Origin of the sequence: Povalibacter sp. (assembly GCF_036520495.1) — a bacterium.
Lineage (GTDB): Bacteria > Pseudomonadota > Gammaproteobacteria > Steroidobacterales > Steroidobacteraceae > Steroidobacter.
On the sequence record NZ_DATDJO010000018.1, the window covers coordinates 185,019 to 204,417 of the forward strand.

18 protein-coding genes are annotated in these 19,399 nt (G+C 62.3%); 3 read left to right on the forward strand and 15 right to left on the reverse strand.

The window, feature by feature from the left end; genetic code table 11:
* Positions 1-75: 75 nt before the first annotated feature.
* The 5 genes from VIZ63_RS06065 to VIZ63_RS06085 all read right to left on the reverse strand — a co-directional run bounded on the left by VIZ63_RS06065 (position 76) and on the right by VIZ63_RS06085 (position 4,002).
* On the reverse strand, positions 76-528 hold the full coding sequence (locus tag VIZ63_RS06065; RefSeq protein WP_331608635.1) for a hypothetical protein: 453 nt from the start codon (positions 526-528) through the stop codon (positions 76-78).
* Between the two features lie 100 nt (positions 529-628).
* A complete protein-coding gene (locus VIZ63_RS06070) occupies positions 629-940 on the reverse strand; it encodes a hypothetical protein (RefSeq protein WP_331608636.1) in 312 nt (103 codons plus the stop codon).
* A 207-nt stretch (positions 941-1,147) separates the two neighbouring features.
* Positions 1,148-1,747 (reverse strand): murein L,D-transpeptidase catalytic domain family protein, encoded by a 600-nt coding sequence (locus VIZ63_RS06075; protein ID WP_331608637.1) that lies wholly within the window; start codon positions 1,745-1,747, stop codon positions 1,148-1,150.
* Positions 1,748-1,975: 228 nt separating this feature from the next.
* Positions 1,976-2,710, reverse strand: a complete 735-nt coding sequence (locus VIZ63_RS06080; protein WP_331608638.1) for a DUF6250 domain-containing protein — start codon at positions 2,708-2,710, stop codon at positions 1,976-1,978.
* Positions 2,711-2,793: 83 nt separating this feature from the next.
* The gene (locus VIZ63_RS06085) at positions 2,794-4,002 is read right to left on the reverse strand and encodes a tetratricopeptide repeat protein (protein WP_331608639.1); all 1,209 of its coding nucleotides are present in this window, start codon (positions 4,000-4,002) and stop codon (positions 2,794-2,796) included.
* A 754-nt stretch (positions 4,003-4,756) separates the two neighbouring features.
* Here VIZ63_RS06085 and VIZ63_RS06090 point away from each other — a divergent pair.
* Entirely contained in the window at positions 4,757-5,569 is an 813-nt protein-coding gene (locus VIZ63_RS06090) for a FadR/GntR family transcriptional regulator (protein ID WP_331608640.1), read from the forward strand.
* 43 nt (positions 5,570-5,612) lie between these two features.
* Here the strand turns inward: VIZ63_RS06090 and VIZ63_RS06095 are convergent, their stop codons facing one another.
* Positions 5,613-6,062, reverse strand: coding sequence for a DUF411 domain-containing protein (locus VIZ63_RS06095; protein WP_331608641.1), 450 nt, complete (start codon positions 6,060-6,062; stop codon positions 5,613-5,615).
* A 595-nt stretch (positions 6,063-6,657) separates the two neighbouring features.
* Here VIZ63_RS06095 and VIZ63_RS06100 point away from each other — a divergent pair.
* The gene (locus tag VIZ63_RS06100) at positions 6,658-8,031 is read left to right on the forward strand and encodes a diguanylate cyclase (RefSeq protein ID WP_331608642.1); all 1,374 of its coding nucleotides are present in this window, start codon (positions 6,658-6,660) and stop codon (positions 8,029-8,031) included.
* A 177-nt stretch (positions 8,032-8,208) separates the two neighbouring features.
* On the opposite strand, the gene VIZ63_RS06105 is transcribed toward VIZ63_RS06100, so the two are convergent.
* The 8 genes from VIZ63_RS06105 to VIZ63_RS06140 form a co-directional block, all read right to left on the reverse strand.
* On the reverse strand, positions 8,209-9,579 hold the full coding sequence (locus tag VIZ63_RS06105) for an FMN-binding glutamate synthase family protein (RefSeq protein ID WP_331608643.1): 1,371 nt from the start codon (positions 9,577-9,579) through the stop codon (positions 8,209-8,211).
* A gap of 148 nt (positions 9,580-9,727) precedes the next feature.
* Entirely contained in the window at positions 9,728-10,435 is a 708-nt protein-coding gene (locus VIZ63_RS06110; RefSeq protein ID WP_349261136.1) for a protein glxC, read from the reverse strand.
* Between the two features lie 23 nt (positions 10,436-10,458).
* Positions 10,459-11,355: a glutamine amidotransferase family protein gene (locus VIZ63_RS06115; protein ID WP_331608645.1), complete on the reverse strand. Its 897-nt coding sequence runs from the start codon at positions 11,353-11,355 to the stop codon at positions 10,459-10,461.
* Positions 11,356-11,474: 119 nt separating this feature from the next.
* A complete protein-coding gene (gene glnT / locus VIZ63_RS06120) occupies positions 11,475-12,821 on the reverse strand; it encodes a type III glutamate--ammonia ligase (RefSeq protein ID WP_331608646.1) in 1,347 nt (448 codons plus the stop codon).
* On the reverse strand, positions 12,818-13,360 hold the full coding sequence (locus tag VIZ63_RS06125) for a hypothetical protein (protein ID WP_331608647.1): 543 nt from the start codon (positions 13,358-13,360) through the stop codon (positions 12,818-12,820). Before VIZ63_RS06125 ends, glnT begins: the two co-directional genes overlap by 4 nt.
* Entirely contained in the window at positions 13,357-16,155 is a 2,799-nt protein-coding gene (locus VIZ63_RS06130) for a glycine cleavage T C-terminal barrel domain-containing protein (RefSeq protein WP_331608648.1), read from the reverse strand. Before VIZ63_RS06130 ends, VIZ63_RS06125 begins: the two co-directional genes overlap by 4 nt.
* Entirely contained in the window at positions 16,152-16,424 is a 273-nt protein-coding gene (locus tag VIZ63_RS06135) for a sarcosine oxidase subunit delta (protein WP_331608649.1), read from the reverse strand. Before VIZ63_RS06135 ends, VIZ63_RS06130 begins: the two co-directional genes overlap by 4 nt.
* A 154-nt stretch (positions 16,425-16,578) precedes the next feature.
* The gene (locus VIZ63_RS06140; RefSeq protein WP_331608650.1) at positions 16,579-17,766 is read right to left on the reverse strand and encodes an FAD-dependent oxidoreductase; all 1,188 of its coding nucleotides are present in this window, start codon (positions 17,764-17,766) and stop codon (positions 16,579-16,581) included.
* A 140-nt stretch (positions 17,767-17,906) separates the two neighbouring features.
* Between VIZ63_RS06140 and VIZ63_RS06145 the strand changes: the two genes are divergently transcribed.
* The gene (locus VIZ63_RS06145; RefSeq protein WP_331608651.1) at positions 17,907-18,530 is read left to right on the forward strand and encodes an XRE family transcriptional regulator; all 624 of its coding nucleotides are present in this window, start codon (positions 17,907-17,909) and stop codon (positions 18,528-18,530) included.
* Positions 18,531-18,533: 3 nt separating this feature from the next.
* On the opposite strand, the gene VIZ63_RS06150 is transcribed toward VIZ63_RS06145, so the two are convergent.
* The gene (locus VIZ63_RS06150; RefSeq protein WP_331608652.1) at positions 18,534-19,367 is read right to left on the reverse strand and encodes a uroporphyrinogen-III synthase; all 834 of its coding nucleotides are present in this window, start codon (positions 19,365-19,367) and stop codon (positions 18,534-18,536) included.
* Positions 19,368-19,399: the final 32 nt, after the last annotated feature.

Consider the following 19,399-nt stretch of genomic DNA (forward strand, 5'->3'; position numbering starts at 1 on the left):
CGTCGTCTTCAGTACAACTCCGCCATCCGCCCCATACACCCGTTCAATGACGGAAGACTGCGTGAAAAATTCATCTCAGGCCGTGATCCAGCCGAACTTTCTCGCGTGCATCGCGAGCCACAGCAGTGCCGCGCCGATGGCGAAGATGACGAGCGGGAAAATCACCGCGGCCGCGGGGCCCAGCAGCCCGATCGCATCCATGACGAGAAAGGTGTATCCGAACTGGATGATGATGGCGATCAGCGACACGACGAATGCAGTCACTGCCCAACTTTTGCGCATCAGCAGTCCGATGGCCCCCGCGAGGCCACTGAAGATGGCGATGGCGTAGACGACGAAGATCCATGCGGGACGCGAACGATACAGCTGCTGCTGTACCTCACTCATCTGTGCAATCGCAGCCTCGTCGGTCATGAGATCCATCACCCAGGACATGACACCGATGAGCATCCACACCAGCGCGAGACCGGCAACGATCCGGAACCAGGTGGGTGGTTTGCCGCCGGCTGATTGTGCTTTGACATCCATGCTGCTTCCCCGGTTGTTGTCGAGACAACGATTGTGCCCGCATGAACCGTGAACGGGTAACAACGTCCGCGGAATACGGTGAGCGTGGATGGCTAATCGGCTAAACCGTACTTCCGACGTTGAAGACCGGACCGAGCGTGCCGAGCGCGAACAGCAGGACGGTCGCTGCATCGCCGATCAGCTCGAGCAAAGCCGATACCTGGGCAGCCATTTCCCGGTCACTCACGTGACGACGCACGAGCGCCTGCACCAGCAGCAACGCCAGCTGGACGAGTATCCCGGCGATCAGCAGATTGCGCGCCGAAACCAATCCGTGATCTGCGTGCGGCAGCAGGTACGCACAGGCGATCGTGCCGTATCCGATCAGTGCCGCGCGCAGTGCACCGTAGCTTCGTTGCCCCTCATCCGGCATGGCGTGGCACGCGATTGCGCCTGGCGCGCCACGGAGCATTGGTGCCAGGCAGGACGTAACCAATCATGACGCTTCCCTTTATGGTTTGTTGTCGTTGGCGCGCATTCCAGGGGCGTGTACCCGCTGAATCGCTACTGGCACCAGGAAGTCAGTGCCACTGGGCCATGATCAAAGAGCGAGAGCGCGGGCGCAGAATCCCGAGGTGGATCAGAGCTTGGTCGAGACCAGCAGGCGCCCGGGACCGAGCCGCGTGAGAATGGTGTCGAGCTCGGACTCTGCGAATGCGAAACAGCCCTGACTGCGACCGAGAACACCGCGTTCACGCACGATCAGCGGGCTGACATACCACGCACCGTGTACGACGATGGCACGCTGCTCTGCATTGCAGTTGGTTGGATCGAGGCCGACGAGCCGCATCGAGCGGCCATGCTTGCCGTAATAATGATCGCTGGTGCGGTACGCGCCTTCGGATGAGGCGTTCGAGCCCTCGAGATTCGAGAAGCGCCAGACAAAACCGCTGTGCTGCGGATCAGAGCCGCGGCCGTGCGAGACGAGATGGCTGCTGACCGCACCGCTATTCATGTTCACCAGATGGAAGCGCGGTTGGGCGGACGCCAGCGAATAGTCGGCGACACCGACGACATCATGCAGCGAAATGCTGCTGCCGAGGCGCTGCAATTCACGCCGCGCCAGGTCGAACACCGAGGTTGGGGATACGGCTGCCGCGGACGCCGGGAGCGCAGCAAGCAGCGCGCCGCCGGCTGCCGTTGCTCCGAGGAAAAGTCTGCGTGAAATAAGACGTTGCATGCTTCTTCAGTCTGCCACGAGGCGCCCACAAGCAGAATCGGACCGTCCGGATTCTGCCAAGTTCGACACGGTCGTGCGATAGGGCCGTAGAAAGACCTGCAATTTGCCTCAGGCGGAGGACGAGAACCCTGACTGGAGGTCTCCCGACCCCACCTGCCCTCAAGAGAGAGGCAGTTGCCGGAATTCCTCAAGAACTGCGGTCTGAGTTTCCGTTGCTACAGGCTCACGCTAACGCGCCGGATTGAGCGCATAGATCCGCAGGCGCGCGATCTTGAGGTGGCTCTGGGTCGTGCGGATGGCGAACCATCCTTCCCGATACGGCTCGGCATCGGCGAATTCGAACAGTCGGCGCGAATCGCGCCAGTATTCGATCTGCCTGCCGCTCGCCACCAGCGTGATGAGCTGGCTGCGATTTGCCGGAAGCTGTGCATCCGCCGTGCTGGCCTCATGCTCGGGAAGCGACGGCCGCCGTACCGGTTCGCCGTTGTAGCGCAGAAAAATCGCGCGCGTGTTCTCGTTGCCGCCGAGACTCACATAGTAAGCACGCAGCGTGTCGTATTCGTCGAAACGTCCGTTGCGCCTCCGAGAGAACACCGGCGTGGTTGCGTCGCTGTTGCTGGCCATCCAGAAGCAGTTGAGATCACTCACCCTGTCATTGCGACCGCGAGCCTTCACGGCCGTGGCCTCGAACTCGATGGCAACCGGGCTTCGCAGTGGCTGTTTGAACCAGAGCGTCGCGCCGCCCGGCACATCGATTTCCAGCACACCCATCTGCGCCGTGATTCTTCCGGGACGCTCGGATTCGATGTGCCACTGCGACAGGCCCTCGCGAAAGTCGTCCTGATAGAGCACTGCGCCGTAGCGTTCCGACGGGTGCAGCGGCGCGCCAATGGCGATCTGCGGCACACAAAGCACCGCGAGCAGCACCCGGCAAAAGCCATTCGAGTACCTGCTTGGCTTCATCGGACGCAGCAGCAACTACTTCACGGCCTGGACCCGGACGCAGCCATCAGCGGCGACGCGCAGGCAGAAAGGAGTGCCCCGTGTCATGCGACCGCCGATCCCTGGAGCTGCGCGAGCGCCACGAGTCCCTTCACGTCCTGCATGCGCTCGACACGCAGTGTTTCCAGACCCAGCTGCAACACTTCGAACCCCGCTTCCTGGAGCGACTGAGTCACATAGCTCGGCCGATGCACATAGCGCCCGTGTACTTCGAGCTTGTAAGGTTCCGCCGCGTCCTCGGGCAGCGCTTCCACGGTAAACAGGAACAGACCGCCGGGGCGCAGCGTGATGGCCGCGCTTTCGCAGACTGCCTTGAGGCTGCCGAAGTACTCGAGCGTGTCCGCGGCGACGACGGTATCGAACTGCGCCGGATGCGAGGTCATGAACGCACACAGGTCGCCGACGACCAGCTCGTCGTAGCCACCGCGTTCGCGCGCCAGATCGACCATCTTCGACGACAGATCCACGCCGATCAGCTTGCTCGCGAGCGGCCGCAGCAGCGGGCCGCACAGTCCCGTGCCGCAACCGGCATCGAGGATGTCGAGCTTCGCAGCGGGATCGACCACCGCGGACAGCATGGACGTGACCAGTTCGGGGGCGCGGTAGCCGAGCTCCCGAAGATTTACGTCGAAGTGCCGCGCATATCTGTCGAAAAGCTTCGTGACGTATTCGCCGTCGGCGCGTTCGGGCACGTCGACGCCAGAGGTGGCTGCAACCATGTGGCGGGCCATCGGGTTGTCCGGATCCAGCGCCAGCCATTGGCGATAGGCGCCCGCTGCCTGCACGAAATCGCCCAGACGATAGAACAGTTGCCCGAGGCTTTCGTAGGCGCGCACGAACGTCGGCTGCTGCTGGATCGCCATCTGCAGATGCTTCACGGCCGCCTCATAGTCTCCCGAGTCGCGCAGACTCACGCCGAGGTTGAACCATGCCTCCGCCATCCCCGGCGCGATCGCAATGACGCGCCGCCAGGCCTCGCGCGCTTCGGCGAACTTGTCCTGGAACGTAAGAATGTTGCCGAGGTTGTTCCACGCATGCGGATTGCCCGGCATGAGATCGAGCGAGCGTCCGATCAGCTTCACGGCATCGATGCCACGACCGAGCTGGAAATGCAGCATGCCGAAGAAGTGCAGCGCATCGGGGTCGTCCGGACGCTCACGCAATACCGACTCATAACCGGCGAGCGCTTCCGGGAGTCGACCGCCCTGGTGGGCAGCAATGGCTTCAGCAAGAGCGGATTCGGGAGTGGACACGTGAACTGCGCCTTTGGGACGGGCTGTTGATATCGGCACGATAGTCAGCGCTTGCCCTTAACCGGTCAACCGCCCCGCGAGGCGACCGGGTGATCGTTCAGACCACCCGTGGGCTCTGGCATCAGAACTTGTAGCCGAACGTCATCGAATAGTTCGCTGGCGCGGTGTAGCCGATTTCATGGTTCACGCCTTTGGACAGATCGAGGTAGTTGCCATTGATGTCGTGCTGTCCTGCGGCTCGTCATATCGGAGTACCTTCGACACAGTGCAACACGACTGATTACCGTGTCCAGGATGAATATTGATGCTAATAATTCTTGCTACTATCTAAAACTAATCAATCCTGCGACATTATTAAAGGTGTGGGATACGGGGACGCACCTGGGTCGGGATCGTTCCGGGCTGGCTGGAAGGGTGGACGACACATCGGTCAGTCACCAAGGCATCACAGAACTGCCGAGCCGCCGGGCCTTGCTCAATCTTGCGCAGCATCACGACCTGCGCAGGCCGACCTCACGACTGTTGCATACAGCACTGATGAAAGGTCATCGGGACCCTTTCCTCAGAAGCAGTGAGAACGCTGTTGCCTGGTTCCGTGGCGAAAGACTTCATCTGCAAGATTCCCTGCTTATGGCTGTATACAGAATTGCGTACTAACTAAGTAAACGAGGTGAATCTGGCTGGCACTGTTGAAGCGTGGCAGACTCGCCCCAGCAACGCGCTGGAAGCATCGCGCTGGAAGCATGGAGAACACATGAAAAAATCGGCGACGAGTTCGAAAGCGGTGCAGCGCGTCATCAAACCGAGCGAGCGCATTCAGGCTCCCAAGCTTTCTCACATCGTTGTGGAGCGATTGCGACGCCAGATTGCCGACGGCGAGCTGAACGCCGGCGATACGCTGCCCTCCGAAACCGAACTGCTCCACCAGTTCGGCATCTCCCGTCCCACCTTGCGCGAAGCGCTGCGCGTACTCGAGTCAGAGACGCTGATTCGGCTGGGTCGCGGCGCCCGTTCAGGCGCGACCGTGCTCGGCCCGTCGGTGGACGCCGCTGCGCGCCACAGCATCATGTACCTGGCAAGTCACGGCACCACGCTGACCGACATCCACCAGGCACGCATGCTCATCGAGCCGCCGCTCGCAGGCATGCTCGCGCGCCGGGTCAAAAAAGAACATGTCAGGGCCCTGCAACGTTACGTGACGCTGCACCAGGAAGCACTGCAGCGCAAGGACTACCAGGCGGTGCTGGCCGCTGCCAGCGAATTCCACTCCACCCTGGGTCAGTTGTCGGAGAACCACGTCCTGTCCCTGCTGCTGGGGATACTGAAGGGGATGGTGTCTAATATATTTCCGCGAATATCAGCCTCGGGCAACAGCCCGGAACGTCAGGCGGTGAGGCGTCGCATGGAACAATCGGTGGTCGCACACGCGAAAGTGCTGGACCTCATCGCGCGGAACAAGCCAGCGGATGCCGAGAAATTCTGGCGCGGCTACATGCAGGACACTGCCGTTTTTCTGACGAAATCGGGACTGGGCAAGCTGCGCGTCGAATTGCACGACAGCCCCTGACTGTCATCGCATCGGAGGATGCACATGCCTGGCGGCGACAGCGTCAGTCGCCGTACGTCGCGAATACCGACGTTCCACCTTCCTTGTTCACGAGCAGCACGTCGTAGCGATCCACTCTTCCCGACGGCACTTCCATGCCAGGCGATCCGGCAGGCATACCGGGAACGGTGAGCCCTCTGGCTCGCGGGCGCTCACTCAGCAATCGTTTGATTTCGGCAGCGGGCACGTGCCCTTCAATGAAATAGCCGTCGACCTCGGCCGTGTGACAGGAACTCAGCGACGCCGGTACGCCCAGCCGCTCCTTGATGACGGTGAGATCGTCGAAATCCTTCACCTGCGTCTGCAAGCCGGACTTCTGCAGGTGCGCGACCCATAAGCCACAGCATCCGCACGTCGGAGTCTTGTTGACTGTAATGGTCGGCAGCGACCTGGTGGCCGCCTGCGCGAACAACGGCAAGGCGCCCAGCGCCAGCAATGCGTCTCTGCGGTTCATGTGCGATGCCCCGGCAATCGAAAGGAATCGCGCAGATATACACGAATGCGAAAGGGAGTGCAGGCACCTCGGTCGGGTCGGGACCACAGTGATGCAAGCGCGTCCCCGCGCTGCATCGACCGTCGGTCGATTAATCCGAAGCGACGAGGGACCTTCTGTTGATGCATGGCAGTGAGCGCATCGCACTGCACGCGCGGTCGTCACCGTTGTCCGCAGGCAACGACCACGGCATCCATCGGGATCGCGTCATTGAACGCCGACGGCGTGACGAAGGACTTGAGATGTACCTGACTGCCCACCCATATCCAGCCGATGGCAATGAGTGCGCAACGGGGGCGCCGAGATCCAGGCTGCCGGAAGAGTTCACTGGAAACTTTGCCGAGGGCTTGCATCGGCAGCGCGCGTGCAAACTTTAGCCTCACACGCGTCTTATTCTGGATTCCGGGAATCGACACACCCGACCTGGGCATGCTGTCTGCTGCTCTCGCGCGAAGCGCTGAATGCAGACATGGAATCCTTGACGCACGACTCATCACGCGCGCGTACGACGGTGGATGATTCCGCGCATTCCCACCATCCTCTGTTGGATTGCATTGTGAAGACGGCCGTCCCCGAAGCCGACAACTGGCGCAAGAAATACTTCGCGAGCCTGAGCTCGCTCGAAAGCGAGCATCGTCAGTATCGCGCCATGGAGGCGACGCTGAAGCGTCTTGCCGGACGTCTTTGCACGGCCTCGTTCGGGCAGTCGGCGCAGCTCGATGAGCAGGTGACCAGACTGCAGATCGCGATCAGGCGCGAAGCTCCGCAGGAAGAACTCGACCGGATCACACCCGCGCTGACCGAAGCCATCCAGGCGCTCGATGGACGTATATCCATCACGCCGGTCACAGCGCACGCATCAGTGACGGCCGCCCCCACAGCCAGCGTCGTCGACGAGCGGGTTCGCGTGATTCTCTCGACGCTGCTCATCGAACTGCGTCGCGATACCGCGCTCGCCGGTCGGGCCGACGCCATCGACGCGAAACTGGGCGCGCTGCCACATGATGAACTGCCGGAAATCCTGTCCTCGCTCACCGAGATGGTCGGCCAGAGAATCCGTCGCATCGAACATGCCCGGCAGGAGCTCGAAACCCTGCTGAACCACATGGTGAGCAAACTGGACGAGGTCGGACGCTTCGTTGCCGATCAGAGCCAGACGCAGAGCCAGGCGCAGGCCAGCAGCGAAACGCTGCGCATGCAGCTCACGGGCGAGATGCAAGCCATGGGCGCAAGTGTCGAGTCCGCCGACGATCTGCAACAGATCCGCCGATTGGTTCGCAGCCGTCTGGATTCCATCGACCAGCATCTGCAGGAATTCCGGCTGCGCGAGGCAGCGCTGGCCAATGAGATGCACTCGCGCAGCGACCAGATGCATTCACGAATCGCGGCGCTGGAATCCGAAGCCAGGCTGCTGCACGGCCAGCTGCGGGACGAGCAGCGTCTCGCCACGATCGATCCGCTGACGCAGATTTCCAATCGTCTGGCCTACGACAAGCGCATCAGGGAAGAGCTCGATCGCTGCCAGCGGTTCAATCATCCGGCCTGCATTGCCGTGCTGGACGTGGATCACTTCAAACGTGTCAACGACTCCTATGGGCATCGAGCAGGCGATCGTGTGTTACGCGCCGTCGCCGAATGCCTGTCGGGCCGGGTGCGCCGCACCGACTTCGTCGCCCGCTATGGCGGCGAAGAGTTCGTCATGATCCTGTCCGGTACGAAGCTGGAGGATGCGCTGCAGGTTGTCGAGGAGATGCGTAACGCGGTCAGCCAGATCGGCTTCCATTTCCGCAGCACACCGGTCTCCATCACCATATCGAGCGGCCTGACCGCACTGCTCACGAGCGATTCCGCGGAAGCCGCATTCGATCGCGCGGACAAGGCCTTGTACAAAGCAAAGGAAGGCGGACGCAATCGCTGCGTGGGCGTCTGATCCCGCGGGGCTCTTCTTCACAAACAGTGCACCGCGTTCGCCCTGAGCCTGATTCACAGAAGAGAAGAGCACACAAAGCAGAGCCAGGAATGGTTTCTTCGAGCTGCAGACTTTGCACTCTCTTGTACCCTCCTCTTTGTGCTCCTATGTGTACCGTCTCCCTCCCACTCCTGATCCTCAGGTCCGACCCGGCACCCAGTTCGTTCCTGCCAGCGGCACATTCGCCATCGCTGCCGCCTCGACAGTCAGTGCCACCAGATCTTCGCGCTCGAGGTGATGCACGTCCTGCTTGCCGCAGGCCCGCGCGATGGTGGTCAGTTCCATGCTCATCGTCTTGAGATAGTTCTTCACGCGCTTCGCGCCGACGTCAGGCTGCAAGCGTTTCTCGAGAACCGCATCCTGGGTCGTGACACCGACCGGACACTTGCCCGTATGGCAGTGATGGCAGAAACCCGGCGCTGCGCCGATCGCGTGATAGTCCGCGACCGCAGAGAGATGGCGGCCGTCCTGGACATACGACTGGCTGTTGCAGCCCAGCGAAAACAGAATGCCCTGGCCGATGGACACCGCATCGGCTCCCATGGCGAGCGCCTTGGCAACGTCGGCTCCTGTGCGGATACCGCCTGAAATGATCAATTGCACCTTGCCGCGCATGTTCAGATCTTCGAGCGCATCGACTGCCTGGCGCAGCGCGGCGAGTGTCGGAATGCCTACGTGTTCGATGAATACGATCTGCGTGGCTGCGGTACCGCCCTGCATGCCATCGACGACGATCACATCGGCGCCGGAGTGAACGGCCAGCTTCACGTCATTGAACACGCGCGTGGCGCCGACCTTCACATAGATGGGCTTCTCCCAGTCGGTGATCTCACGCAGTTCGCGAATCTTGATCGCGAGATCGTCCGGCCCCGTCCAGTCCGGATGCCGACACGCGGAGCGTTGATCGACACCTTCGGGCAAGGTACGCATCTTCGCGACGCGCGGATTCACTTTCTGGCCGAGCAACATGCCGCCGCCGCCGGGTTTCGCACCCTGGCCGATCACGATTTCGATCGCATCGGCACGCCGCACATCGTCGGGATCGAAACCGTAGCGGGATGGCAGGCACTGATACACGAGAGTCCTGGAGGAGTCGCGCTCTTCCGACGTCATGCCGCCGTCGCCGGTCGTGGTCGATGTGCCCATCTCCGTCGCGGCGCGACCCAGCGCTTCCTTCACGTTGGCCGACAACGCACCGAAGCTCATGCCGGCCACGGTGATCGGAATCGCCAACTCGATCGGCTTGGTGGCGAAGCGTGTGCCCAGCAGCGTCCTGGTCGCGCACTTCTCCCGATAGCCTTCCAGCGGATAACGCGACAGCGACGCGCCGAGGAACACCAGATCATCGAAATGCGGCACACGACGCTTCGCACCGAGCCCCCTAATCTCATACAGGCCGGTCGCCGATGCGCGCTGCACGTAGTCGATGGTGGCGCGATCGAAGCTCGCAGACTCCTCTCGCGAGAGATTGGAGGGTTCGGCGCTCGATTCCAGGGATTCAACAGTCATGGCTTGTCACCAGAAAAGGCAAAGATGTTTCACACGGAGTTCACGGAGAACACGGAGATCAGGTCGAAGGAACTCACCCGAAGGCGCAGCAAGGAACCGGATTTCTGCAACTCCGTGCGCTCCGTGAACTCCGTATGAACCTTCCATCTCAGTATTCCTGCTCCGCATCCGCATTCCAGTGGTACAGCTTCTTCGCTGACGCCACGCGTTTGAATTCGCTCGGGTCGTGCTTGAAACCGGCAACCGAGAGCAGTTCGGCCACGGCTGCCCGATCGGCATCGGTCATCGGTTCGAACTGGGCGTCGGCGCCGATGGATTTCACTTCGCCGCGCACATAGATCACCGCTTCGTACAGCGAGTCGCCGAGCGCATCGCCGGCGTCGCCGCAGATCACCATGCGACCGGCCTGCGCCATGAAGGCGGAGAAGCTGCCGACGCTGCCGCCGACGACGATGTCACCGCCCTTGAGCGAAATGCCGCAGCGTAGCGATGCATCGCCTTCGATGATCAACACGCCGCCGCGCGCTGACGCACCGGCGCTGGTTGAGGCGAAGCCGCGAATTCGCACGAGTCCGGACATCATGTTCTCGGCCGCGCCGGGACCGGCGTTGCCGTTCACGGTCACGCGCGCGTGCTTGTTCATGCCAGCGACGTAGTAGCCGACGTGACCGTTGATCTCGATGGTGACCAGCGCATTCATGCCGGCGGCAATCGAATGTGCGCCGTCGGGGTTGGCCACGACGATGCGCGGCAGCGAATTCACCGGCAGGTCGCGATGCAGGTACTGATTCAGTTCGCGCACGGTGGTCTTCGCCAGGTCGAATTCCTTGCGCTCGCCGAACTGGCCGGTGGCCAGCCGCCAGTCGGCGATGGCCTTGGTTACACTTTCCACGTGTACACCTCCTGAGGCTTGGGTTCGAACAGCTTTGCCTTGTTGACGCCGGGCAAGTGCGCGAGCGAGCGGAACTCGGAGGCGACGGCGACGTAGTCATCCGTTTCGGCGACGATGGCTGGCTTGCAGGCAAAGGCATCGCGCACGATGGCGAGTTCCTGGTCGGTGCCCATCAGGAAGGTATAGAAGCCATCGAGTTCCTCGAAGCCGCGCTGCACCGCCGTCTTCAGATCGTCGCCTTCCCGCAATCGCCACTCGAAGTAGCGACATGCCGCCTCGGTGTCATTGTCGGTTTCGAACTCGATGCCCAGCGGTTCGAGCTTGCGCCGCACCAGATGCGGGTTCGACAGCGAACCGTTATGCACGAGACAGAAGTCGTGTCCCGCAGTGAAGGGATGCGCGTGCGCCGGCGTCACTGCCGATTCCGTCGCCATGCGCGTATGACCCACGAGGTGCGTGCCTGCGAGCTGCTCGAAGTCGTAGCGCTTGCAGATGTCGCCGGGCGTGCCGATGTCCTTGTAGAGATCGATGCTGCGACCGACCGACAGCACCGCCACCTCGGGCAACTTCTCCGCCAGCCACGCCTCGAGGATCGACGGCGATCCCGTCGTCGTCAGGATCGCGTGATTGCCCGTGGCCTCGATCTCATACCTGGCCTCGGATGCCATCCGCAGTTTCACCAGCAACGACTTCCAGTCGATGAGGTGATCACCGGTATAGAGACTGATCTTGTACGAGCCCGCTTCGACCGGCTCGGTGAACACCGCGAGCCCCGCCGAATCCGGACCGCGCTCGGTCATGCCTATCATCATCGGCACCATGAGCGCGCCGAGCTGTGGCCGCAGCGCAGGATTCTTGAGTAACAGACCGACTATGCCGCACATTGGATGCTCCGCATGGCTGACTGGCCGACTGGCTGACTGGCTGACTGGCTGACTGGCCAGAACACGTTGGACGCGGCGTTCGTGCCGGTTGGCCAGCTAGCCGGTTGGCCGGTGAGCCCTTAAAAAAACTCCAGATACCTCGTCGTCTCCCAATCCGACACGTGCCTCGCGTACTCGACCCATTCCATGCGCTTGAGCGCGATGAACTCTTTGGAGAGGTCGGGGCCGAGGGCTCCGCAGACGACTTCATCGGCTTCCAGTGCGCCGATGGCTTCGAGAAGGTTCTGCGGCAACAGGCCGATGCCCTCTTCGGCGAGTTGCGCGGGCGTGTACTCGTACAGGTTGCGGTTGTTCGGTTTGCCGGGTTCGAGTTTGCGATCGATGCCGTCGAGACCCGCAGCGAGCAGGGCTGCAGTGACGAGGTACGGATTGCAGCCGGAGTCGGGCAAGCGGAATTCGAGGCGACCGCCCGGAATGCGCACACACGCAGTGCGGTTGTTGTCGCCGTAGGCGATGTACGCGGGCGCCCAGGTCGCGCCCGAGAGCGCGCGGCCAACGACCAGACGCTTGTAGGAATTCACGGTCGGTGCGCAGATCGCAGCGAGCGCCCGTGCGTGCTGCAGAACGCCGGCGGTGAAGTGATAACCCGGTTTCGATAGTGACAGGCCGTTGCTGTCGCTCGCGTCGTAGAACAGGTTCCTGGTGTTCGCATCGCCGATGGAGATATGAAAATGTGCACCACTGCCGGTGCGATTGGAGAATGGCTTCGGCATGAAGGTCGCGATCATGCCGTGTTGCCGGGCGATCTCGCTTGCCGCCATCTTCACGAACGTGAAGTTGTCTGCCGACTTCAGTGCATCCGCATAGGTGAAGTTGATTTCAAACTGGCCGTTCGCGTCCTCGTGATCGATCTGGTAGACATCGATGCCGACGCTGCGCAGCGACGACACCATCTGATCGAGGAATGCGGTGGCACGCGAGAGACCCTTGTAGTCATAGCAGGGTTTCTCCAATCCATCGCTGGGATCCGACGGGCCCAACTTGCCGCCGGCACCGCGTGACAACAGCATGAACTCGGGCTCGATGCCGGTGTAGAGCGTCATTCCGCGTGCCGCGAGCTTGTCGAGTTGGCGTTGGAGTGCGACACGGGAGCAGTAAGGATACGGCTCGCCCTTGACCGTGCCGTTACAGACCATGCGCGCGTAACCGGGCATCCAGGGAATCACGCTCAGTGTCGTGAGATCGCCAACAGCCATGTAGTCGGGCCCGTGCGGCCCCATGCCGAAGCCCCAGAGCGCGAAGCCGGCGAATCCGGCACCATCGGTGAGAATCATGTCGAGATGTTCGACCGGCACCGCCTTGGCCTTGGCCGCGCCGTGAATGTCCACGAACTGCGCCAGCACGAAACGAATATCGTTCTTGCGCAGAAACTCTTTTGCCGCCTCTTTTGCCGCCGCCGTATTCATCGGATGCCTCCGAGATCTCTTGTTGTGTCGACCGGATCAGGCTGGACGACGTCCTGCAGCGACGACCACAGATAGTCGCCGTAGCTGGGATCGCACCAGATGCGATAGCGACGGTGGGCGGCATTGCCCTGCGGTACGACGGTGACCGCGACGCCGATCATCAAAGTCATCACAGCCTCGCGCGCTTCGGTGCGCAGGGCCGCAAAATTCACATTGCAGAGTTGCGCGAGCACCTCGTCGGCGCCCGCGCCGGACAGCAGGACGGCGCAGTCTTCGCGCAGCACGGGATAGACACCTGGGAGGTACGTTGCCAGCTCGGCGTTGAGCCTGCGCAGCACGTTGCCGTCCGTCTGTTCCAGAAAGAATTCCGCCGAGCCCAGGCGCACGCAGATGTTCTGCTCATCCTCGTTCGTGACACACCAGGAATTCGCACGCTCCGGAACGGCGATGCCCTGTTGCCGCAGCCAGGCTGCCGCGTTCGGGCCCTTCAGACCAATGCGCGCCAGGTGCGTGACCTGTTGCAGCGTCGCCGCGCTCACGCCGCTACCCCCTGCTTCTGCCGCTGATTGTCGCGATCATAGAAAGGCGTGGGGCAGACGGTAGCGGCCACCATCGATCCGTCGGTCACACGAAACTTCAGCGTCGTGCCGACGTCCGCGAGCGCCGGCTGCACCATCGCCAGGCCAATGGTCTTGCCCAGCGTGGTCGAGTACGCGACGCTGGTGACCCGGCCAGCGATCTCTCCGTCCTGAATCGCCAGATGGCATTCCTTGAGTGCGGGAACGCTTGCTGCGATTTCGAAGCCCACCAGCACCTGACGTGGATTGCGCTGCCCGAGAATCCGCAGGCTGCGCTGACCAACGAAGAATGGCTTCTGCATCCTGATGGCCCAGACCGCCCGTGCATCGAAGGGATTCGTCAGTCCGTCCGTGTCCTGACCGATGATGAAATGTCCTTTCTCCAGGCGCAGCACGCGCTGCGCTTCGACACCAAAAAGGCACAGATCGAACTTGCGACCGTACTCCAGCAACAAGTCCCAGACGTGGGCGGCGGCGGAGTACGGCACGTGAATCTCGTAACCCAGTTCGCCGACGAAGCCGACCCGCAGCAGTCGCGCGCTCGCACCGCCGACGATGCCTTCGCGAACGCCGAGGTACGGAAACGCGCCTTCGTTGAGATTGACGGACGTCATGGCGCTCAGCAGCTCGCGGCTGCGCGGTCCGGCCAGATTGAAGGCGGCGCGATGGCCCGTCACGTTCACGAGCGAGCAGTTCAGGCCCCACAGCGCATTCAATCGCAGCAGCTCGCGATACACACCGGCGGAGCCACCGGTCGTCGTCGTGAAGTAGTAGCACTGCTCATGCAACCGCGCGATCACTCCGTCATCGACGATCGTGCCGGCCTCATCGAGCAGCAGGCCATAGCGTGTGGTGCCGACCTTGAGGTCGGAGTAGCGACCCGCATAGGCGCGATCCAGGAACAGTCCCGCGTCCGGTCCATACACTTCGATCTTGCCGAGCGTACCGACATCGATCAGTCCGACAGCATTGCGAACGGCGGCTACTTCGCGGGCGATACTTTGTTCGCGCGATTCATCGGCACGCGCGTAGTACTCCGGTCGCCGCCAGTTACCCGCCAGCATCCACACCGCACCCGCGCCGCGATGCCGCTGTTCGATCGGCGTTGCGCGCTCCGGTGTGAAGCCGCGTCCGGCGAGATGCTTCATCGGCACCGGGTGGTACATCGGTCGCGCGGTCGTGAGTCCCACATCGTTCAAAGTGAGTCCGCGTTGGTGCGCGAGAATGCGTGCCGCATTGAGATTCGAGTGCTTGCCCTGCGACGGGCCCATGCCGACCGTCGTGTAGCGCTTCAGCAGCTCGATGCTGTCGAACCCTTCCTGGATGGCGTTCTCGATGTCCTTCACCTGGAGGTCTTCGTCGAAATCGATGAAGTCTTTGCCGCGAGGGTCGCAGGGAAGGAGGACGATGGGATTCAGGGCCATCTGGCCAACTGGCTTACCGGTCGGCTGGCCTGAACGGGAGCTGGCAGGGTTTGCCGCAAACGCTGCCGCTGTATTGCCAGCGACTTCACCTTCGATCCGTGCCTTCTCGTCATCGAACGTGCCATTGATCCGTCCCGCGACGAAGCAGCCTTCCGGCAATTCGGATGGCAGATGCATCTGCGTCCGCTCATCGAACGTGACTTTGCCACCCACATGCAGGAGCAGCTGCGTTGCAGCGGCCCAGCCGCCGCTCATCAGCACGGCGTCGCACTCGATACGTCGGTCGCCAATGCGAATTGCCGCGACACAGCCAGCGCTGTTCGCCTCGGCTGCAAGACTGCGAATCCCGGCGAAGCTCTTTACGCCTCGCTGTGCGATGAGATCCGCGCCGACGGGGTTTTCATTCAGGTCAACGACGTGCGTGACATCGATGCCGGCGTCGAGCAGTTCGACCGCAGCCTCGTAGCCACCGAGAGTCGAGGTGATCACGACCACCTTGCTGCCCACGGCGACTGCATGACGCCGCAGCAGCCGCTGCGCTGCCGACGCTATCAGGATGCCGGGCAGGTCATTGTCATGAAATGGAATGGGCTGTTCGATCGCACCGGTGGCGAAAACGATCGCGCCCGCGCGGACCTTCGTCATCCGGTGCGGCTCTATTACCGCAGCCCAGCGGTCCGCGTACACGCCCGCAACATACGAACCCGCCAGTACTTCCACGCGTGTGTCCAGTGACGCAACGCGTGCACTCTCATCCACCAGCAGTACCTTCGCACCCGTGTCCGCTGCCGCGTTCGCCGCACTGACGCCTGCCGACCCGCCGCCAATCACCAGCACGTCGCAGAACGCATAGCGCTTGGGCGTGCGTACGTGCGGCGCGTCGAGGGCGATTCGCCCGAGTCCGCTCATCTCGCGGATGAGTCGCTCCCAACGCGGAAAGAATCGCTTGGAATTAAAGGCCTTGTAGTAGAACCCCACCGGCAGGAAGCGCCCGAGCCGATCCATCCAGCGCGCCCGGTCGTTGCTCAGACCACCGATCGTGTTCACGGCGAGAACGTCCATCCCTGCCGCCAGCGCGGTGACATCGCCGCGGATATTCGGCACGCCGCCGATCTGGAACATCCCGTTCACGTCATGATTCGCAAACGAGAGGATGCCGCGCGGCCGGTGATACTTGAAGCTGCGCCCGAGAATCATCACTCCGGCGGCAGCAAGCGCCGAGGTGATCGTGTCACCCGCGAAGCCTTCGTGGTGCCTGCCTTCGAACGTGAACGCGATCGACTGCGTGCGATCGATCCATTCATCGTTGCGCGGCGGCAGGCGGTACATCATGCGGGACTCGCTTCACGCAGCTTCTCAATGGCGTACGTGTCGATCACGACATCACGCGCCGTGTCGCGTTCCGCAATGAACCAGTAGCCGGAGGCGATGTGGCACCACCACTCGCGTTTCACAGCCGCAACGCCGCTGCGATTGAACACGTAGTCCGTCCACTGCGCGTCCGTGCACGCGTCCGGATCGGGCATCTCACGAACTTCCCCGGCGTAAGCAAACTCGCTCACCGGTCGCACACCGTTCAGTGGGCAGCGCAGGAGTTTCATGAGCGTGGCCGGACGAGGCACGGAGTAACGGCATAGAACGCAAAGAGCGCATAGAAGGAAAATCGAGCGCTGCGAGAAGCGCCTTCAGGCCTGCCTTGTTCGTTCGCCTTCATTTGCGTTCTATGCGTTCTTTGCGGTTACTCATTGTTCTTCATCAGTGCCCCACCGAAGCCGCGCCCTTCTCGCCCGTGAGTTCGAAGCGCGAGAAGCGATCGAAGCCAAAGCCGGTGATAAGAGGATGATCGTGGCCGGTGGCGACCGTGTGGCTCATGGTCTTGCCGCACACCGGCGTTGCCTTGAATCCCCATGTGCCCCAGCCGGCATCCAGGTAGAAACCTTCGATCGGTGTCGTGCCCATGATCGGCGCGAAATCCGGTGTCATGTCGGCGAGGCCGGCCCACTGGCGCACCACCTTGACTTCGGACAGGAACGGAAACAGGTCGAGCATGTGGGCCGACAGCGACTCGGTGAAATCGAGGGTCGAGCGCGATTGATGGACTTCGTAAGGATCGAGGGTCGAACCCATGACGAGTTCGCCGCGCGCGGTCTGCGACACGTAGACGTGCAGTGACCCCGAGACGATGATCGGATCGAGCCAGGGTTTGATCGGCTCGGAAACCATGGCCTGCAGCGGATGAATGTAGATCGGCGTGCGCAGGCCGACCATGCTGAGGAGGCGCGGCGTGAATCCGGCGACCGCGCACAGCACCTTCGGCGTGCTGATGTAGCCCTGCGTCGTGCGAACACCTTTGACGCGCCCGTCGTCGACGTCGATGCCGACGACTTCGGTTTCCTGATGAATCTCGACGCCGCGCCGGTCGGCGCCGCGGCCATAGCCCCAGGCGACGGCATCGTGACGCGCGATGGCACCGGGTTCGTGATACAGCGCGCCGAGCACCGGTGCATGACCGCGGCACTCGATATCCATCATCGGCAACGCCTGCTTCACCTGGGCCGCATCGACGACTTCGGATTTGACGCCGTAATGTTTGTTGACCTCGGCGCGCCAGCGCATCGTGCGCATCGACGCATCGGTATGCGCGAGCGTGAAGTGACCGCGCTGCGAGTAGAACAGGTTGAGATCGAAGTCCGACGACAGGTCCTGCCACAACTTCACGCTCTGGTCGTAGAACTGCACGCCTTCAGGCGTGAGGTAGTTCGAACGGATGATCGTGGTGTTGCGACCGGTGTTGCCGCCGCCGATGTAGCCCTTTTCCAGTACCGCGACGTTGCGAATGCCATGATCTTTCGCGAGGTAGTACGCCGCGGCGAGTCCATGACCGCCGCCGCCGATGATCACCACGTCATAGGACTCGCGCAGCTTCGCGGGCCGGCGAAACATGCGCGGCTCGGGATAGCGTTTGGACAGGCCGATTCTGAGAAGACGCAGCAATGGGCAGTGGCGGTGCTACCAAGAGGACTGGCCGGAAAGATGCCAGAGTGATTTACTACCAGTCAAATGGTTTGCGTACAGGTTAAGTGGTGAAAAAGCAGAAATCGGCTCGGGCCGAACCAGTGCCGGCGACTGCACCGACCTCATTGGCAGCGAGTGTCGGCGCCACGATCAGACGCCTGCGCTCCGCCCAGAGCCTGACACTCGCCGATGTCGCCGAGCGCGCACAGATCAGTCAGGCCATGTTGAGCCGGCTGGAAACGGGCGCGGTCAGTCCGAGTCTCGAAACGGTTGCGGCCGTGGCAGCAGCGCTCGGAGCCGATTTGCCGACGCTGTTCCGCGGCCTGCAGGCGCAGCCGAGCGATGCGCAGCTGGTGCGCAAGGGCGAAGGGCTGGAAGTCGTACGGCGCGGCACGAAGCGCGGTCACACCTATCATCTGCTCGCATCGGATCGCGGTCCGCGCAAGACGTTCGAGCCATTCCTGGTCACGCTCAACGACAAGAGCGAGATCTTCCCGGACTTCGAGCACCCGGGGACGGAGATGATCTACATGCTCGAAGGCTCGCTGCGCTATCGGCACGGCAGCGAAAGCTATCTGTTGAAACCCGGCGACACACTGACCTTCAGCGGCGCGGTACCGCATGGTCCGCAGATGCTGATCAAACTGCCGATCCGCTTTCTGTCGACGATCGTCTACCCCGCGGATCAGTAGCGCTCAGGAGTCGCGGCGCGGACCGAGCCCGTCTTCCATGGCGCTGGTCAGCGGCTTCATGAAAAAAGAATCCTGCGGCATCAGCCGCGCGGTGACATCGTGACGCGCCAGCGCATCGGCGACGACCGGACCGACAGCGGCAATCTCGGTGCGTTCGAGCGCCCGCTTGACCAGATCGGGCGGTCCGACGGCGAATAGTCGTTCGACCTGTGGCGTGCTGGTGAATGCGATGACATCGACGTCGCCATTCGCCATCTGCGTCAGCAGCTGGCGCACGGCAACGTCATCAGCCTTGTCTGCATATATATAGGGCGCGACCGTCGCGACCGTCGCGCCTGCGTCGCGCAAAAAATTCACCAGCGGCAGATTGGGCTCCGTCCCATACAGCTGTACCCCGACGCTGCGGGCCGAAAGACTGCCAGCGGCGCGGAGCGAGGCGATAACGCCCTCCGTCGTCGGCACCTCGGCCGCGATATCCGGCTTCATCCCCAGTTCGCGCAACGCGCGTGCAGGTTTCGGCCCTCGTGTGATCTTGCGCACGCGTGTCAGCGCACGAATGAATTCGTCCCGATGATCAGGTGCGTGCAGATCGATACAGCGCAGGATCCGGCGCAGGCCTTCGCCCGTCAGCAGGATGAGATCGTGAAACGTGCCCGTGCTGAATTGGCGCACCCACTCCAGCACCGGCCGCGGATCGGGCGCATCGAGGATCGTGACCAGCGGACACCGCAGCACGGTGGCGCCGCGACGCTCGAGCATTGCCGAGAAAACGTCGAGTTCGCGCGTTTCGGGCACGGCAACCGTGCGTCCGGCGAGGGTCTGTTCTTGAGTGGACATGAGGTGGGTCAACGCGAATGGCGGCCTGATCC

Coding starts and splice junctions, on each gene's coding strand:
- glnT (WP_331608646.1), bottom strand. CDS start 12,821: ATGAATACGGCGGCGGCAAAAGAGGCGGCAAAAGAGTTTCTGCGCAAG.
- VIZ63_RS06070 (WP_331608636.1), bottom strand. CDS start 940: ATGCCGGATGAGGGGCAACGAAGCTACGGTGCACTGCGCGCGGCACTG.
- VIZ63_RS06105 (WP_331608643.1), bottom strand. CDS start 9,579: ATGACTGTTGAATCCCTGGAATCGAGCGCCGAACCCTCCAATCTCTCG.
- VIZ63_RS06140 (WP_331608650.1), bottom strand. CDS start 17,766: ATGTTTCGCCGGCCCGCGAAGCTGCGCGAGTCCTATGACGTGGTGATC.
- VIZ63_RS06095 (WP_331608641.1), bottom strand. CDS start 6,062: ATGAACCGCAGAGACGCATTGCTGGCGCTGGGCGCCTTGCCGTTGTTC.
- VIZ63_RS06115 (WP_331608645.1), bottom strand. CDS start 11,355: ATGTGCGGCATAGTCGGTCTGTTACTCAAGAATCCTGCGCTGCGGCCA.
- VIZ63_RS06130 (WP_331608648.1), bottom strand. CDS start 16,155: ATGATGTACCGCCTGCCGCCGCGCAACGATGAATGGATCGATCGCACG.
- VIZ63_RS06080 (WP_331608638.1), bottom strand. CDS start 2,710: ATGAAGCCAAGCAGGTACTCGAATGGCTTTTGCCGGGTGCTGCTCGCG.
- VIZ63_RS06135 (WP_331608649.1), bottom strand. CDS start 16,424: ATGAAACTCCTGCGCTGCCCACTGAACGGTGTGCGACCGGTGAGCGAG.
- VIZ63_RS06065 (WP_331608635.1), bottom strand. CDS start 528: ATGGATGTCAAAGCACAATCAGCCGGCGGCAAACCACCCACCTGGTTC.
- VIZ63_RS06150 (WP_331608652.1), bottom strand. CDS start 19,367: ATGTCCACTCAAGAACAGACCCTCGCCGGACGCACGGTTGCCGTGCCC.
- VIZ63_RS06075 (WP_331608637.1), bottom strand. CDS start 1,747: ATGCAACGTCTTATTTCACGCAGACTTTTCCTCGGAGCAACGGCAGCC.
- VIZ63_RS06090 (WP_331608640.1), top strand. CDS start 4,757: ATGAAAAAATCGGCGACGAGTTCGAAAGCGGTGCAGCGCGTCATCAAA.